This is a genomic window from Ideonella sp. (genome assembly GCF_035254525.1).
Taxonomy (GTDB): Bacteria; Pseudomonadota; Gammaproteobacteria; order Burkholderiales; family Burkholderiaceae_C; genus Ideonella.
Map to the genome: position 1 here is coordinate 23,372 of NZ_DATFAN010000146.1, position 17,070 is coordinate 40,441.

Genomic DNA, 17,070 nt, shown 5'->3' on the forward strand with positions numbered 1-17,070 from the left:
CCCCTTCCGATTCCGACCCTCGAGTTCCGCCAGCATGACCCCTTCCCTGGTGCGCTTCACCGGCGTGCAGAAGACCTACGATGGCCTCAGCCTGGTCGTTCGAGCGCTGGATCTCGACATCCAGCGCGGCGAGTTCCTTTCGCTGCTGGGCCCCTCGGGCTCGGGCAAGACCACCACGCTGATGATGCTGGCGGGCTTCGAATCGCCCACGGCCGGCGAGATCCTGCTCGACGGCAAGCCGATCACGCGCACGCCGCCGCACAAGCGCAACTTCGGCATGGTGTTCCAGAACTACGCGCTGTTCCCGCACATGACGGTGGCCGACAACGTGGCCTACCCGCTCACGGTGCGCAAGGTGCCGCGCACCGACATCGCCAAGCGCGTCACGAAGGCGCTGGACATGGTCCAGCTCGGCGGCAAGGGCGAGCGCTACCCGGCCCAGTTGTCCGGCGGGCAGCAGCAGCGGGTGGCGCTGGCCCGCGCGCTCGTCTTCGAGCCGCAGCTGGTGCTGATGGACGAGCCGCTGGGCGCGCTGGACAAGCAGTTGCGCGAGCACATGCAGCTCGAGCTGAAGGAGCTGCATCGCCAGCTTGGAGTGACCTTCGTCTACGTCACCCACGACCAGGGCGAGGCCCTGACGATGAGCGACCGCGTCGCCGTCTTCAACGACGGCCTGATCCAGCAGATCGACGCGGTCGAGCGGCTGTACGAGACGCCCGACAACCGCTTCGTCGCCGGCTTCGTGGGCGACAGCACGCTGCTCAACGGCACCACCGCCCACGCCGATCGCGACGCCTGCGAGCTGGTGCTGCCCACCGGTGAACGCCTGTCCGGCATCAACGTGAACCACGTGCTGCCCGGCGCGCCGGTCGTCGCCTCGGTGCGCCCGGAGCGCGTCGAAGCGCTGTTCACGCCGCCCGAGAACCAGGCCAATACGCTCAAGGCCGCCGTCAACGACGTCATCTACTTCGGCGACCACCTGCGACTGCGCTGCGCCATCGCCGGCCAGCCGCAGGCGACGGTGAAGCTGCCGCTGTCCAGCGGCGAGCAGCCGGTGGCGGGCCAGACGGTCTGGCTGCATTTCCCGACGCCGTACCTGCGCATCTACGCCTGAGCCCTGCGCTCCTGGTGCTCCTTGTTCTTCTGCTTTCTCAACCACTCCCTCGAAGGAGACCCTCGATGAAAAAGACCCCCCTGGTGGCCGCGGTCGCGTTGTTGGCAGCCTTGCCGGCCCTGGCGCAGAGCCAGTTGACCGTCGTGAACTTCGGTGGCGCCAACGGCGCGGCCCAGAAGAAGGCTTATGTCGAGCCCTTCGAGAAGTCCACCGGCACCAAGGTGGTGAGCGTCGAGTACAACGGTGAGCAGGCCAAGATCAAGGCCATGGTCGAGACCAAGAAGATCACCTGGGACGTGGTCGAGGTCGAGAGCCCGGACGTCGCGCGCGGCTGCGACGAGGGCCTGTTCGAGAAGATCGACTGGGCCAAGGTCGGCAACAAGGCCGACTTCCAGCCGGCCGCCGTCACCGAATGCGGCGTCGGTGCCTTCGTCTGGTCCACCGTCATGGCCTACAACGGCGACAAGCTCAAGACCGGCCCGGTCACCTGGGCCGATTTCTGGGACGTGAAGAAGTTTCCGGGCAAGCGCGCGATGCGCAAGGGCGCGCGCTACAACCTCGAGTTCGCGCTGATGGCCGACGGCGTCAAGAGCGCCGACGTCTACAAGCTGCTGGCCACCAAGGACGGTGCCGACCGCGCGTTCAAGAAGCTCAGCGAGCTGAAGCCGAGCATCCAGTGGTGGGAGGCCGGCGCGCAGCCGCCGCAGTTCCTCGTCGCCGGCGACGTGGTCATGGCCACCGCGTTCAACGGCCGCATCGACGCCGCGCAGCGCGAAGGCAAGAACCTCAAGATCTCCTGGACCGGCGGCATCTACGACCTCGACTACTGGGTGATCCCGAAGGGCGCACCGAACAAGGAGCTGTCGATGAAGTACATCACGCTGGCCGCGTCGGCCGACGCCCAGGCCGAATACGCCAGGAACATCTCCTACGGCCCGACGAACAACAAGGCCCTGGCCAAGCTGGACCCGAAGGTGTTGGCGCTGCTGCCCACCTCGCCGGCCAACTCGAAAGACGCGCTGCAGTTCAACGTGAAGTTCTGGGCCGACCAGGGCGAAGAGCTCGAGAAGCGCTTCGCCTCCTGGGCTGCCCAGTAAGCGCGCAGGGTCGACCGCGATGACCGTTGCTGCCTCCACGCTGGACGCCCCGACCGTCGGCTCGCCCGAGCTGGCCCGCTCGCTCGTGCGCGCCCAACGGCGGCGGCATGCCATGGCCATCACGCTGACCCTGCCCTTGCTGATCTTCCTGCTGGTGACCCTCCTCGTGCCCATCGGCGCTCTGCTGGTGCGCGCGGTCGAAAACCCGGAGGTCGCCGATGCCCTGCCGCGCACGGCCGACGCGCTGGCCCACTGGGATCGGCGCGCCGAGCCGCCCGCTGCGGCCTTCGCCGCGGTGGCCGAGGATCTCGGCCGCCTGGCGGAAGGCTCGCAGGCCGGCGCGCTCGCGCGCCGCCTCAACACCGAAGTCTCCGGCGCACGCTCGCTGGTAATGAGCGCCTACCGCGCGCTGCCGCTGGGCGAAAACCTATCACCCGAGCAGGTGCGCGAGAAGATGCTGGCTCTCGACCCGCGCTGGGCGGAGCTGAAGTACTGGCAGGCGATCGCCAAGAACGCATCGCGCTGGACGCCCGACTACCTGCTCACCTCGGTCGATCTCAAGCGGGGCGCGCAAGGCGGCATCGCGCAGGTGGCGCCCGACCAGCGGGTGTTCGCGCGCATCCTGCTGCGAACCTTCCAGATCAGCGCCATCGTCACCCTCGGCTGCCTGCTGCTGGGCTACCCGCTGGCGTACTGGCTGTCCACGCTCACGGCGCGCCAGGCGAACATCCTGATGATCCTGGTGCTGGTGCCGTTCTGGACCTCCATCCTCGTGCGCGTGGCCGCCTGGATCGTGTTGCTGCAGCGCGAGGGCCTGGTCAACAGCGCACTGATGGGCATCGGGCTGCTGAATGAACCGCTCACGCTGCTGTTCAACCGCACGGGCGTGGTCATCTCGATGGTCCACATCCTGCTGCCTTTCATGATCCTGCCGCTGTACAGCGTGATGAAGTCGGTGCCGGCGACCTACCTGCGCGCCGCCATCTCGCTCGGCAGCGCGCCGCTGCCGGCCTTCTTCCGCGTGTATGTGCCGCAGACCCTGCCGGGCGTGGGCGCCGGTGGCCTGCTGGTGTTCATCCTGTCGATCGGCTACTACGTCACCCCGGCCCTGCTGGGCGGTGCCGACGACCAGATGCTGAGCTACTACATCGCCCAGTACACCAACGTCGACGTCAACTGGGGCATGGCCTGTGCGCTGGGCGCGATCCTGCTGAGCGCCACGCTCGTGCTCTATGCGCTGTACCGGCGCGTGGTCAAGTCCGAACTGAGCCTGGGGTAGCTGCGTGCCGTCATTCCTCAAGCCCCAATTCCCGGCCTACGCGACCGGCCTGGACAAGCTGGCCTGGTGGGCGCTGCGCCTGTTCTGCCTGGCCGTGCTGGCCTACCTGCTGGCGCCCATCCTGGCCATCATCCCGCTATCGTTCTCGTCCAGCTCCTTCCTGGCCTACCCGATGCCGGGCTGGTCGCTGCAGTGGTACCAGAACCTCTTCACCTCCGACGACTGGGCACGGGCCGCGAAGAACAGCTTCATCGTCGCCCCCGCCGCGACGCTCATCGCGACGGTGCTGGGCACGCTCACCGCGGTTGGCCTGGCGCGCGCCAACTTCGCCGGCAAGGGCCTGCTGATGAGCGTGCTGATTGCGCCGATGGTCGTGCCCATCGTCGTCGTCGGCGTGGCGTGCTACCTGTTCTTCGCCCGCATCGGCCTGGCCGACACCTACACCGGGCTGATCGTGGTCCATGCCGCCCTGGGCGCGCCGTTCGTCGTGACGACGGTGCTGGCCACGCTGCAGGGGTTCAACCACAACCTCGTGCGGGCGTCGCTGAGCCTGGGCGCGGGCCCGGTGCAGACCTTCTTCCGCGTCACGCTGCCGGTGATCGCGCCGGGCGTCATCTCGGGCGCGCTGTTCGCCTTCGCCACCTCGTTCGACGAGGTGGTCGTGACCCTCTTCATCGCCGGCCCCGAGCAGGTGACGCTGCCGCGGCAGATGTTCACCGGCATTCGCGAGAACATCAACCCGACCATCGCCGCCGTCGCGACGCTGCTGATCCTTTTCACCACCGGGCTGATGGGCGCGCTGGAATGGATCCGCGGCCGTCGGCGCTGAGCGAGCTAGAGTTCCCCATTGCGCTGGCCGAGGCCGGCGGACCAGGAGTACCCCATGGACATGAAGACCTCCCCCCTGTCGACCCTCAACGACCCCAGCCTGCTGAAGACCGATGCATTGATCGGCGGCGAGTGGGTGCCCGGCAGCGCTCGCTTCGACGTGCATGACCCGGCCACCGGCCTGAAGCTGGCCGACGTGGCGAACCTCGGCGCCGAAGCCACCGAATCGGCCATCGCCGCCGCCAGCAAGGCCTGGCCGGCCTGGCGCAGCAAGACCGCCAAGGAGCGCGCCGCGATCCTGATGAAGTGGTTCCAGCTGCTGCATGCGAATGCCGACGACCTGGCCCGCATCATGACCGCCGAGCAGGGCAAGCCGCTGGCCGAGGCCAAGGGCGAGGTCGGCTACGGCGCGAGCTTCCTCGAGTGGTTCGCCGAGGAGGCCAAGCGTGTCTACGGCGAGACCATCCCGACGACCGACAACAGCAAGCGCTACCTCGTCATCAAGCAGCCGATCGGCGTCTGCGCGGCCATCACGCCGTGGAACTTCCCGATCGCGATGATCACCCGCAAGGTCGCCCCGGCGCTGGCCGCCGGCTGCCCGGTGGTCATCAAGCCGGCCGAGGCCACGCCGCTGTCGGCCCTGGCCGTGGCCGAGTTGGCGCAGCGGGCCGGCATGCCCGCCGGCGTGCTGAACATCGTCACCGCCGACGGCGCGCACTCGATCGAGGTTGGCAAGGCGCTGTGCGCCAGCGACGTGGTGCGCCACCTGTCGTTCACCGGCTCCACCGAGGTCGGCCGCATCCTCGCCGCGCAGTGCGCGCCGACGGTCAAGAAGCTCTCGCTCGAGCTGGGCGGCAATGCGCCCTTCATCGTCTTCGACGACGCCGACATCGACTCGGCCGTCGAGGGGGCGATGGTCAGCAAGTACCGCAATGCCGGCCAGACCTGCGTCTGCGCGAACCGCTTCTACGTGCAGGAGGGCGTCTACGACCAGTTCGTGCAGAAGCTTGCCGAGAAGTCCAAGGGCATCAAGGTCGGCAACGGCTTCGAGGCCGGCGTGAACCAGGGCCCGCTGATCGACGACCAGGCGATCGCCAAGGTCGAGGCCCATGTGGCCGACGCGCTGGCCAAGGGCGCCAAGGTCGTTGCCGGCGGCTCGCGCATCGGCGAGCGTTTCTACACGCCGACCGTGCTGTCCGACGTGACCCCCGAGATGCTGTGCTCGCGCGAAGAGACCTTCGGCCCCGTCGCGCCGGTGTTCCGCTTCACGACCGAAGCCGAGGCGATCGAGCTGGCCAACGCCACCGAGTTCGGCCTGGCCAGCTACTTCTACAGCCGCGACATCGGCCGCGTGTTCCGCGTCGGCGAGGCGCTCGAATACGGCATGGTCGGCATCAACACCGGGCTGATCTCGACCGCCGAGGTGCCTTTTGGCGGTGTCAAGCAATCGGGCCTCGGTCGCGAGGGCGCGCACCAGGGCATGGACGATTACGTCGAGGTCAAGTACCTCTGCCTGGGTGACCTGCTGAAATGACGCCCCCACGCTCCCTTCCGGTCGCTGCCCCCCATGGGGGCTCCTGCGGCGGCCCGGCAAAGCCGGATCCGCGCAGGACCTTGGTTTGGGTGTGCTGATGAGGCGGGCAGGGGGCTTGGTTTCGTTGCTGGCCGCCAGTGCAACGGTATTGGCCGGCCCGCTGGCCGTGCGCGGGCCCGACGGCACGCGCTGGCGCATCAATGACGATGACGAGCCGGTGCTGCTCGAACGGCTGGCGCCCAACGGCGCGCTCGACAGCAGCTTCGGCCGCCATGGCCGGGTGCCGCTGGATTTCGGCGGCGCCGACGCCAGTGTGTCGGCGCTGCGGGTGGATACCACCGGCCGCATCTGGCTTGCGGCCACCACCACCGGCACCGGCAGTTCCGCGCCGCTGGTGCAGCGTCTGCTGCCCGCCGGCCAGCCCGACAACAGCTGGGGCGCCGGTGGCCGCAGCATCGCCACCCCGGCCGGCCAGCGGCTGATGGTGGTGGATCTGCTGCCCCAGCCCGATGGCGGTGCCTGGGTCTCGGCCAACCTGTTCGGCCCGCAAGGCGAGAACGACGCCGGCCTGTGGCATCTGAAGCCCAACGGCACGCTCGACTATGGCTTCGGCCTGGGCGGGCTGTGGAAGCGCCCCGGCGGCGAGCGCAGCCGCGCGCTCAGCCTGGCCGACGGGCCCGATGGCAGCGTCGCCGTGGGGCTGGAAGTGCTGACCGGCCGCCAGCCCGGCCGCGAGGTGTACCTCGTCAAGCCGGGCGAGCGGCAGTTGCCCCAGGCGGTGCCCGCCCTGCCCGGCAGCACCGACGACGAGGAGGACGACGCCTACCTGTTGTGGGACGGCGCACGCTGGCTCTGGCGCCCGGGGCCGCAAACCGCCGAGCTGGCCGGCCTGCCGGTCCTGTCGATCGGCGCGGCCGCCGCGCCTGCCGCGGCCAGCAGCCCGGCCGAGGCGGGCCACATCGCGCTGAACCCGTTCGCCGAACCGGCTCCGGCCGCTTCGGCGGCCGAGTCAGCAGCCGCGTCGGACGACATGCCCTGGGGCTGGCTTGCGGCCGGTGTGATCGGCGCGGCGCTGCTGGGGTTCGTCTGGTGGCGCGGGCGCGGCCCGGCCCGGGGCTGATTCAGCCCTCGTCGTTCGCCGCCGCCGACTGGCCGAGCAGGCGGCCGATCGTGCCGCCCGAAGCCTGGGCGATCGCGTGGCGCATCAGGGTCTGGGCATCCTTGCCGTGGGCCGGGTACTGGCTGACACCCAGCCGGGCGCCGACCGGCACTTCCTGGCCAGCCACCAGGAAGGGCTGGTTCACGGCGGCCATCAGCTTGCGGGCCACCACGTTGGCGTCGTCCTGGGCGTCCAGCCAGGCCAGCAGCACGGCGAACATGTCGGGCCCCAGCGAGGCGACCACGTCGCTGGCGCGCAGCGAACTGCGCAGGCGCACCGCGGCCTTGCGCCGCAGCACGTTGGCCGCCTCGGTGCCCAGACCGGCTTCCGCCCCGCGGAAGCCGTCCAGGTGCAGCACGATCAGCGCCATCGACGCCGGTTCGCGCTCGCGAAGCGCCAGCAGGTGCGTCATGTGCTCCTGCAGCTGGTTGTGGTTGGGCAGGCCGGTCGTCAGGTCGATGCTGTAGGCGCGCCGCGCCGCATCGTCGATGCGCTTGCGCTCGATCGCCAGCCGCAGCACGCGCCCGAGCGCCTCGGGCGACGCCTCGCGCGACGACAGCACCTCGCGCACCCCCGCCTGCAGCAGGCGCAGGCACACGGCCGGCGTGGGCTCGGGCCCGACCACGACCACGGCGGATTCGAGCACCGCGCGCGGCAGCCCGGGCCAATGCACCAGCTTGTCGGCCCCGCCGGCCAGGGCCAGATCCATCAGCACCGCATCACGCGGCTGCAACTGCAGCTGATCGTCCAGTTCGGGCAAGCTGGAGCAGGCCTGCACGACGAAGGGCCCGAAGGCCGAGGTCACCAGATCCGGCGGCTGCGCTGCCAGGCAGAGGATGTGGAAGGGGTCGGACATGGTGCGTGCCCCGGTCGGGCCGGGGTTCATCATGCACGTTCCGGGGCGGGACGGACAGGCCGGTAACTACCAATCCGGTGCGGGAAAACAAGCGGGGTCAATGTGCCTTGTCCCAGTTCGCGCCGACCCCCACCTCGGCCAGCAGCGGCACGCTGAACCGGGCCACGCCGGCCATCAGGCGCGGCACCGCCTCTTTCGCCCAGTCGAGCTCGGCCTCGGGCACCTCGAACACCAGTTCGTCGTGCACCTGCATCACCATGCGGGTCGCCCGCTGCTCAGTGTCGATGGCCCCCTGCACGGCGATCATCGCGAGCTTGATCAGGTCGGCCGCGGTCCCCTGCATCGGGGCGTTGATCGCCTGGCGCTCGGCGCCCGAGCGGCGCGGGCCGCTGCCGCCGCGGATCTCGGGCAGGTAGATCCGGCGGCCGAACAGCGTTTCGACATAGCCGCGCTCGGCGGCGCGGGCCTTGGTCTCGTCCATGTAGCGCTTGACGCCGGCGAAGCGCTCGAAATAGCGGTCGATGTAGTTGCGCGCCGCCTTCTGGTCCAGCCCCAGGCTTTGCGCCAGGCCGAAGGCGCCCATGCCGTAGATCAGGCCGAAGTTGATCGTCTTCGCATAGCGCCGCTGCTCGGGCGTGACGGCTTCCGGCGCCATGCCGAAGACCTCGCTCGCGGTCGCGCGGTGCACGTCCATCCCCTCGGCGAAGGCGCGCGTCAGACCCGGGTCGCCGCTGATGTGGGCCATGATGCGCAACTCGATCTGCGAGTAGTCGGCGCTGACGATGCGGTGGCCCGGCGGGGCGATGAAGGCTTCGCGCACGCGACGGCCTTCGGGCGTGCGGATCGGGATGTTCTGCAGGTTCGGGTCGTTGCTCGACAGCCGACCCGTCACCGCCACCGCCTGCGCATAGTTGGTGTGCACGCGGCCGGTGGCCGGGTTCACCATCAGCGGCAGCTTGTCGGTGTAGGTGCCCTTGAGCTTGGACAGGCTTCGGTGCTCGAGCAGCTTGGCCGGCAGCGGGTAGTCGGCGGCCAGTTCCTGCAGCACCTCTTCGTCGGTGCTCGGCGCGCCGCTGGCGGTCTTCTTCTTCACCGGCAGGCCCAGCCGGTTGAACAGGATCTCGCCGATCTGCTTGGGCGAGCCGAGGTTGAACGGCTGCCCGGCCAGTTCGTAGGCCTCGCGCTCCAGCGCCACCATGCGCTCGGCCAGTTCGCGGCTCTGCGTGGCCAGCAGCGCGCTGTCGATCAGCACGCCGTGGCGCTCGATGCGTTCGAGGATCTCGGTGACCGGCATCTCGATGCGCTCGTAGATCTCGCGCATGCCGGCCTCGCGCTCGATCTGCGGCCACAGCATCTGGTGCACCTGCAGGCACATCTCGCTGTCCTCGCCGCTGTAGGTGGTCGCCTGCTGCACGTCCACCTGCGAGAACGGGATCTGGTTCGCCCCCTTGCCGCAGACCTGCTCGTAGCTAAGGCCCTGCCGGTCGAGGTGGCGCTCGGCCAGGCTTTCCAGGCTGTGCGGCTTGTGGGCCTCGAGCACATAGCTCTGCAGCAGCGTGTCGTGGGCATAACCACGCACCGTGATGCCATGGTTGGCGAACACGTGCAGGTCGTACTTGATGTTCTGGCCGACCTTCGCCGCGCCCGCGTCCTCGAGCCAGGGCGTGAGCAGATCCAGCACCTCGGCCAGCGGCAGCTGGTCGGGCGCGCCGGGGTAGTCGTGCCCGAGCGGCACGTAGGCCGCACGGCCCGGCTCGACGGCGAACGAGACGCCGACGATGCGTGCGCGCATCGGATCGAGCGAGTCGGTCTCGGTGTCGACCGCGGCCAGCGGTGCGGCGCGCAACACGCCGAGCCAGCCTTCCAGGCGCTCGCGGCTGGTGATGCATTCGTACTCGCGTGCGGGCACGAAGACCGGCCGCGGTGGCGCGGCCGCTTCACCGGCCACAGCCGGCAGCGCGGGGGCCGCCGCCGCGGGTGCCTCGCCGTTGCGCCCCAGCGCCGTTTCCAGCTCCTTGCGGAATGCCTTGAACCCGAAGCGCTCGTAGAAGGCCAGCAGGCCTGGCTTGTCGACCTCGCTGAGCGCCAGGGCGCGCAGGTCAGGCCAGCCGGGAATGTGCTCGGCGAGGTCGCAGTCGGTCACCACCGTGATCAGCCGGCGCCCTTGCGGAAGCCAATCGAGCGCCTTGCGCAGGTTCTCGCCGGCGACCCCCTTGATCTGGTCGGCCGCGGCGATCACGCCCTCGAGCGAGCCGTGCTCGGCGATCCACTTGGCGGCCGTCTTCGGGCCGACCTTCTCGACGCCGGGCACGTTGTCGACCGTGTCGCCGATCAGCGTCAGGTAGTCGATGATGCGCTCGGGCGGCACGCCGAACTTGGCCTTGACACCCTCGATGTCGAGCCGCTCGTTGCTCATCGTGTTGATCAGCGTGACGCGGTCGTTGACGAGCTGGGCCAGGTCCTTGTCGCCGGTCGAGACGATCACGTGGTGGCCGCTGTCGGCGCCGATGCGCGCCAGCGTGCCGATCGCATCGTCGGCCTCGATGCCCGGCACCATCAGCACCGGCCAGCCGAGCAGCTTGACGACCTCGTGGATCGGTTCGATCTGCTTGCGCAGGTCGTCGGGCATCGGCGCGCGGTGGGCCTTGTACTGCGGGTACCACTCGTCGCGGAAGGTCGGGCCGCTGGCATCGAAGACGCAGGCGGCGTGGCCGGCGCCGACGTCCTCGCGCAGCTTCTTCATCATCGCGACCATGCCGTGGATGGCGCCGGTCGGGAAGCCGCCTGGCCCGCGCAGGTCCGGCAGCGCGTGATAGGCACGGTACAGGTAGCTGCTGCCGTCCACCAGCAGCAGGATCTTGTGGTCCTGGTCGTTCATGCGCGGCATTGTGCCGGTGCGCGCATAGAATCGGCCGCATGAACCCGCGCTGGCCCGCTCTTCTCACGCTCATGCTGTCGGCCACCGTCGTGGCGGCACGTGCCGCCGAGCCGGCGCCCGCCCCGCGCACGCCCGAACCGCAGGTGCTGCACCAGGTGACGGAGGACGACAACGTCCGCATCGAGGAGTTGCGGGTTCGCGGCCAGACGAAGCGATTGACGGTCAAGCCCAAGATCCGCGGCGTCGAGCCTTACGAGATTGCCACGCCGGAGCCCGGCCGCGCCCCGGGCGACGACCCGAAGGCCGGCCAGCGCGTCTGGCTCTCCCTCACCTTCTGATACACCGCCGCGCCGGCTTGCGCGGCGCACCCCGGCAAGTCATGGCGGTCTACACCGAAGTGAGCCTGGCCCAGGCCCAGGCACTGGCCACGCAACTGTCCCTCGGCACCGTGCGCTCGCTCGAGCCGGTGCCCAGCGGCATCGAGAACACCAACTACTTCCTCGGCACCGACGCCGGTGAATGGGTGTTGACGCTGTTCGAGCGCCTGTCCGCCGAGCAGTTGCCCTTCTACCTGCGGTTGATGCAGCACCTGGCGCAGCATGGGCTGCCGGTGCCCGAGCCGCATGCCGACGCCAGCGGTGCGCTGTGCCACCCGCTGGCCGGCAAGCCGGCCGCGGTCGTCAACCGGCTGCCCGGCGCCCCGGTGCATGCACCCGACGCCCACCATGCCGACCAGGTGGGCGCCACGCTCGCCCGCATGCACCTGGCGGTGGCTGATTTCCCCTTGAACCAGCCGAACCTGCGCGGGCTGGACTGGTGGCTCGCCACGGCCCCCACCGTGCGGCCGGAGTTGGATGCCGACGCCGCCACGCTGCTGGACGAGGAGATCGCCTACCAGCAGCACCTGGCCGCCTCGCCCACCTATGCGCAGCTGCCGCGCGGCGCGGTGCACGCCGACCTGTTCCGCGACAACGCGCTGTTCGAGGGCCTGCCCGGGCGCGAGCGCCTGTGCGGCGTGTTCGACTTCTACTTCGCCGGCGTCGACAGCTTCGCCTACGACCTGGCGGTGGCGATCAACGATTGGTGCATCGACGACGACTCGGGCCACCTCGACGAAACGCGTGCCGAGGCGTTGATCACCGGCTACCGCGCCGAGCGCGAGCCGACCGGCGCCGAATGGCGGCTGCTGCCGGCGATGCGGCGCGCCGCGGCGCTGCGCTTCTGGCTGTCGCGCCTGGCCGACTGGCATGCGCCGCGCGACGCCGCACTGCTGACCCCCAAGGACCCGCGCCACTTCGAGCGTGTGCTGCGCGACTGCGTGGCCACCCCCTGGCACCCGGGCGCCTGAGCCGATACGCATGGGACTGAAACTTCAAGACGTGCCGGCCGCCGCCGGCTGGCGCTGGGTGATGGCGTCGTTCACCGAGTATGGCCGCCACCCGGTGGCCTACACGGGGCTGTTCGTCGCCTTCATGCTCGCCGTGTTCATCGCGATGCTGCTGCCCTGGATCGGCGGCATCTTGTTGCTGCTGGCCGTGCCCTTGCTGAGCCTGGGCTTCATGATCGGCACCCACGAGTCCGTGAACGGGCGGCCGCTGCACGTCGGCGTCTATGTCCTGCCCTGGCGCCAGCGCGAGCCGGATCGGCGTGCGCCGCTGTTTGCGCTGCTGGTGGTCTACGCCGTGCTGACCGCGGCCGCGCTGTGGTTCTGCGAATGGGTCGACGGCGGGGCTTTCGATGCCTGGCTGACCGCCTTCGCCAAGGGCGACACGCCGCCGGACGAGGTGGCGCGGCTCGCCATGGCCCCCGGCACGGTGGCCGGCGCGCTCTGGCGCACCAGCCTGACGACGCTGATCGCCGTGCCCTTCTGGTTCGCGCCGGCGCTCGTGTTCTGGGCCGGCCAGGGCCCGGCGCAGGCCCTGTTCTCCAGCACGCTGGCGCTGTGGCGCGCGCGCCTGGCCTTCCTGGCCTACGCAATGGGCTGGGTCGCCGTGATGCTGGTGGCCGGCCTGCTGGCCAGCCTGCTCGTCGCGCTGCTGGGCCCGTCGTTGACCGGCCTGCTGGTGATGCCGTTGGGGCTGGTGCTGAGCGCGGTGTTCTACGTGTCGCTCTACATCAGCTTCCGGGACTGCTTCGGCGAACCCTGAATCGGCACGCCAGGCTCGTCAGCCCTGGCGCGGCGTTTCCTTCACGACCAGCCGGCCGTCGAGGCGGGCGCGTTCGAAGTCGCCGGCCGCGCGCGCCAGCGCCTCGGTCGAGTTGACGTCCGCCGCGCTGATGCCGACGGCCCGATCCCGGCCCGTGGCCTTGGCGCTGTAAAGCCCCATGTCGACCAGGTTGACCGCCTGCTCCCAGGGCAGCGTCACGCCGTTGGGCGGCAATGGGAAGGCGGCGTAGGCCATTGACATCGTCACCGTGATCCGCTGCCCGCCGGGCAGCTCGACCGGCCGGTTGCCGATCTCGCCCAGCACCCGCAGCGCCAGCGCCTCGACCGACTCCACCGCCAGCGCGGGCGTATGCACCAGGAACTCCTCGCCGCCCCAGCGGCAGGCCACGTCACCCGCACGCACGCAGGCCGAGAGCCGGTGAGCCACCTCGACCAGCACCGAGTCGCCGATCGCGTGGCCGTGTTCGTCGTTGATGCGCTTGAAGTGGTCGACATCGAGCAGGATCAGGCCGCCCTGGAAGCCATCGCCTTCGCCTTCCTGGCGCGCCGCCAGCGCCTCGCGGAAGTGGCGGCGGTTGGCCAGGCCGGTCAGCGGGTCACGCTCGCTTTGCACCTTCAGCAGCGCTTCGCTGCGGCGCAGCTGCAGGTTGGCCTGCCGGGTGCGGCGCACCTGCACGATCAGCACGCCGGCGGCCAGCGTGAGCACCGCCGAGGCCAGCATCCACACGCGCTGCATCAGGGTCTGGTTCTCCAGCCGCGCGGTCTTCACGCTGTTCTCGCGCTCGGCCAGCTCGAGGTCGCGCTGGCCGGCTTCGGTGCGAAAGCGGTCCCGCAACTGCGTCAGCACGGCATCGCGGGTCTCGCGGTCCATCTGCTCGCGCAACCGGGTCGCGCGGTGGAAGCTTTCCAGCGCGGCCTTCATGTCGCCGGCCGCGGCGAAGGCGTCGGCCGATTCGTTCAGCTCTGTCTCGACGCGCGCACGGGCCCTGGCCTGCTCCCACAGCTGCACGGCCGCCTCCAGGTCGGCCTTGCCCTGGCCGAGCTGGCCCAGCCGCACGCGGGCAATGCCGCCGTTGTGCAGCATCACGGGCAGGTAGCGCCGGTCGTTGAACCGGCGCATGACCGGCAGCGCACGCTCGACGGCGGCCAGCGCATCGCGCGGTCGGCCGGCGCGCAGGAGCTCGTCGCTGAGTGCCGCCAGGGCCAGCGCCTCGAGCCGCGCCGAGCCGGCACTGCGCGCGATGCGCACCGCCTCTTCGAGCGCCGGCCGCGAGCCGGTGCGTTCGTTGCGCAGCGAGGCCAGCGCCGCGCTGTTCAGCAGCACCCGGATCATGGCGCGGCCGCTCGGGTCCTTGTGGGCATGGCGCTCGGCCTGCGTCATCTCGCGGCGCGACTTCTCCAGGTCGTTCAGGCGCTGGCTCATCACCGCCTGCGAAGCCAGGCCCCAGGCCAGCAGCACATCGTCGCCGGCCTGCGCGGCCAGCTCGTTGGCCCGCTGCTGCAGGCGCGCCGCCTCCAGCCGGTTGCCCTGGCGGTCGGCGCGCAACGCCAGCATGCGGATCACCTCCCACCAGCCGTGGTGGTCGCAGCCGGCGCTGCGACCGGCGTCGCCGGCGCAGGCACGCGCGTAGGCAGCGTCGGCCTCCAGCGCGTGGCCGATGGCCGAGTCGTTGCGCCACAGCTGTTCGTCCAGCAGGGCGCGCACCATCGCAGCGTCGGCGGCGGCCACGGCGTCCTGCCCGGCCATCTGCGACAGGCGGCCCGCGGCTTCCTGAGCCAGGGCCTCGCGGCCCGTGCGCGCCGCCACCACGCCGCGCGTGCGCTCGACGACCCGCGCCCAGGCCAGCGGCGGCGCGGCATCGAGGCCGCGCTGAAGGTCGTCGAGCCGCGCCAGCACCTCGTCCGGCGCGTCGAAGCCCTCGTTGACCCATTGCTGCGCCTGCTCGTTCAGCTCGCCCAGGGACAGCGCGCTGCCCAGCCGTTCCAGGCCCTGCGCCGCCGGCGACGTGGCCTTCGCCGCGATTGGCCTGGCAGCCGAGGTGGGGCCGGCCAGGCCCAGGCCGGCGGCCAGCAGCCACGGCAGCAGGCGGCGCATCACGCCATCACCTCGGCCATTTGCGGGCCCTGCAGCACGGCCAACTGCACCCGTCCGTCGCGCCACGCGCGTTCGAGGTCTTGCACCACCGCATCGACCTCGGCCTGCGTGGCCGCCGGCACCAGCCCGACGCCGCAGGCGCGGTTGCGCCCCAGCGTCTTGGCCACGTACATCGCGTTGTCGACGATGTCGACCGCCAGGTTCCAGGGCAGCTCGAGGCGGTTCGGCGCGAGCGGAAACTCGGCAAAGCCGATCGAGGTGGTCACGTCGATGCGCTGTTCGCCGATCGTCACCGGCATGCTGGCCACCGCGTTCAGCAGCCGCTGGGCGAGCGGCTCGACGCGCTCGTGCGTCATCGCCTGCACCAGCACGAGGAACTCCTCGCCCCCCCAGCGCACGACCAGGTCTTCTTCGCGCAGCACGGCCCTGAGCCGCCGCGCGATTTCGACCAGCACCGCGTCGCCGGCCGCGTGCCCGTGGTGATCGTTGATGCTCTTGAAGTGGTCCAGGTCGAGCAGGTAGAGCGTGCCGCGCGCGGACTTCGACACGCAGCCCTCCCCTTCGGTCAATTCGTGGAACTGGCGCCGGTTCGCCAGGCCGGTCAGGGGATCCTGCAGGCTGTGGCGCTTGAGCTGCGCCGTGCGCTGGCGAAGCGCCTGCTGGGTCGCGCGCACGCCACGGTACATGCGCGCGGCCAGCGCGAGCAGCGACAGCACGATCACCGCCGTCAGGGCCCAAATCTTGTACTCCAGCTCGCGCCGGCGCAGCAGCTCTTCCTTCAGCGCGTTGTCCTCGTTGAGCAGGGCGATCTCGCGTCGCCGCTGCTGGGCATCGAAGCCTTCCTGCAGTTCGAGCACCGCCTCTTGCTGCTCGCGCCGCGCCAGCTCGGCCGACAGCCCGCGCAACTGCTGGTAGGCCGCGTAGGCCTCGGCCAGGTAGCCGGCCTTCTCGAGGTAGGTGGCGACGTCGCCCGTGCCTTCGGCCAGGTTGGCGATGTCGTTGGCCGCGCGGTCGTACTCGAGCACCGGGCGGACCAGCGCCAGGCCTTCGTCCTTGCGCCGCATCGAGATCAGGGCCAGCCCGCTGTTGAGGTTGGCCAGGTTCTCGGTCGACGCATCGTGCAGCTTGCGCGCGAGCGGCACCGCACGCTGGGCAATCTCGTAGGCCCGCGGGTACTCGGCGGCGTGGAGATAGAAATCCGACAGGTTGGCCAGGCCCAGGGCCTCGTCGCGCAGCGCGCCGGCCCGGCGGGCATAGTCGATCGCGCCGTTCAGCGCGGCCAGTTCCTCCACCGGATGGCCCTTGTCGGTCAGCAGGATGCTCTCGGTGGTCGACACACCGGCCAGCGACATCCAGTCCTGCTGCTCGGTAGCGATCTTCTTCGCCTCGTCGTTCAGCCGGGTCGCGTGCTCGAGCTGACCGCCGCGGTAGAGCGAATAGGCCAGGTCCGAACGGTAGGTGCTGCGCCGCCAGGCCACGTTGGCCTCGTCGGCCAGCCGGATGACCTCCTGCGACAGGCGCACCGCGTCTTCGGTGCGGCCGATGCGCTGCTTGACCAGGGCCTGGGTCGACAGGCAGCGCATGCGCACGCGGGCCGAGGCAACGGCGCGCAACGCACTTTCGACCTCGGCCAGCTGGGTGTCCGCCCGCACCAGCGAGCCGCCGTCGGCCAGCGCCACCTTCGCGCGGATGCAGACCGCCGCGGCGTTCAGGTGCTCGCGCGCCACGCCGCGGTAGGCGGGTGAACCCGGTTTCAGCAGGGACTGCGTCACGGCCTCGGCGGCGGCGGGCTGGTGCAGCGTGGCGCGCAGCATGCCCAGCAGGTGCTCGGCATCGAGCCGCGCATTGCCCTCGATCGGGCCGCTGGCAAGCAGACGCTCGAGCTCGTCGGCCACGACATCGGGCTTGGCGCGGCCGTCGCTCTCCAGCCGCTCGATCGGATCGACCTCGGCTTGCGCACATGCCGGCGGGGCACCGATCAACGCGCTCAGCACCGCGGCCAGCAGCGGCGCCGCCGCGCGGCGGAGCACCGATGCGAAGGGCCGCGCGCGTGGCCGCATCCG

At 70.5% G+C, this 17,070-nt stretch carries 13 protein-coding genes; 9 read left to right on the plus strand and 4 right to left on the minus strand.

Annotation, left to right across the window (positions count from 1 at the left end):
* Window positions 1-34 precede the first annotated feature (34 nt).
* From VJ693_RS14770 to VJ693_RS14795, 6 genes are all read left to right on the plus strand, one after another.
* Window positions 35-1,114 carry an ABC transporter ATP-binding protein gene (locus VJ693_RS14770; protein ID WP_324155288.1) on the plus strand — a complete coding sequence of 360 codons (1,080 nt, stop codon included), beginning with the start codon at window positions 35-37 and terminating at the stop codon, window positions 1,112-1,114.
* Between the two features lie 65 nt (window positions 1,115-1,179).
* Window positions 1,180-2,211, plus strand: coding sequence for an ABC transporter substrate-binding protein (locus tag VJ693_RS14775; RefSeq protein WP_324155289.1), 1,032 nt, complete (start codon window positions 1,180-1,182; stop codon window positions 2,209-2,211).
* A 19-nt stretch (window positions 2,212-2,230) separates the two neighbouring features.
* The gene (locus tag VJ693_RS14780; protein WP_324155291.1) at window positions 2,231-3,490 is read left to right on the plus strand and encodes an ABC transporter permease; all 1,260 of its coding nucleotides are present in this window, start codon (window positions 2,231-2,233) and stop codon (window positions 3,488-3,490) included.
* Window positions 3,491-3,494: 4 nt separating this feature from the next.
* A complete protein-coding gene (locus VJ693_RS14785) occupies window positions 3,495-4,319 on the plus strand; it encodes an ABC transporter permease (RefSeq protein WP_324155293.1) in 825 nt (274 codons plus the stop codon).
* 54 nt (window positions 4,320-4,373) lie between these two features.
* Window positions 4,374-5,852: an NAD-dependent succinate-semialdehyde dehydrogenase gene (locus VJ693_RS14790; protein ID WP_324155295.1), complete on the plus strand. Its 1,479-nt coding sequence runs from the start codon at window positions 4,374-4,376 to the stop codon at window positions 5,850-5,852.
* Between the two features lie 115 nt (window positions 5,853-5,967).
* A complete protein-coding gene (locus VJ693_RS14795) occupies window positions 5,968-6,972 on the plus strand; it encodes a hypothetical protein (RefSeq protein ID WP_324155297.1) in 1,005 nt (334 codons plus the stop codon).
* 1 nt (window position 6,973) lies between these two features.
* Here VJ693_RS14795 and VJ693_RS14800 read toward each other — a convergent pair whose 3' ends face one another.
* Window positions 6,974-7,867, minus strand: coding sequence for a GGDEF domain-containing protein (locus tag VJ693_RS14800; RefSeq protein WP_324155299.1), 894 nt, complete (start codon window positions 7,865-7,867; stop codon window positions 6,974-6,976).
* Window positions 7,868-7,964: 97 nt separating this feature from the next.
* Entirely contained in the window at window positions 7,965-10,745 is a 2,781-nt protein-coding gene (gene polA, locus VJ693_RS14805; RefSeq protein ID WP_324155300.1) for a DNA polymerase I, read from the minus strand.
* A gap of 38 nt (window positions 10,746-10,783) precedes the next feature.
* Here polA and VJ693_RS14810 point away from each other — a divergent pair, with 38 nt between their 5' ends.
* The 3 genes from VJ693_RS14810 to VJ693_RS14820 are packed head-to-tail and all read left to right on the plus strand — an operon-like array spanning window position 10,784 to window position 12,892.
* A complete protein-coding gene (locus VJ693_RS14810) occupies window positions 10,784-11,083 on the plus strand; it encodes a hypothetical protein (RefSeq protein WP_324155302.1) in 300 nt (99 codons plus the stop codon).
* 41 nt (window positions 11,084-11,124) lie between these two features.
* On the plus strand, window positions 11,125-12,093 hold the full coding sequence (locus tag VJ693_RS14815; protein WP_324155303.1) for a homoserine kinase: 969 nt from the start codon (window positions 11,125-11,127) through the stop codon (window positions 12,091-12,093).
* Window positions 12,094-12,103: 10 nt separating this feature from the next.
* Entirely contained in the window at window positions 12,104-12,892 is a 789-nt protein-coding gene (locus tag VJ693_RS14820) for a BPSS1780 family membrane protein (RefSeq protein ID WP_324155305.1), read from the plus strand.
* 18 nt (window positions 12,893-12,910) lie between these two features.
* Here the strand turns inward: VJ693_RS14820 and VJ693_RS14825 are convergent, their stop codons facing one another.
* Both VJ693_RS14825 and VJ693_RS14830 read right to left on the minus strand, forming a co-directional pair.
* Complete coding sequence (locus VJ693_RS14825) at window positions 12,911-15,007, minus strand: GGDEF domain-containing protein (protein WP_324155307.1); 2,097 nt, start codon at window positions 15,005-15,007, stop codon at window positions 12,911-12,913.
* On the minus strand, window positions 15,007-17,067 hold the full coding sequence (locus VJ693_RS14830) for a GGDEF domain-containing protein (protein WP_324155309.1): 2,061 nt from the start codon (window positions 17,065-17,067) through the stop codon (window positions 15,007-15,009). Before VJ693_RS14830 ends, VJ693_RS14825 begins: the two co-directional genes overlap by 1 nt.
* Between the last annotated feature and the right edge of the window lie 3 nt (window positions 17,068-17,070).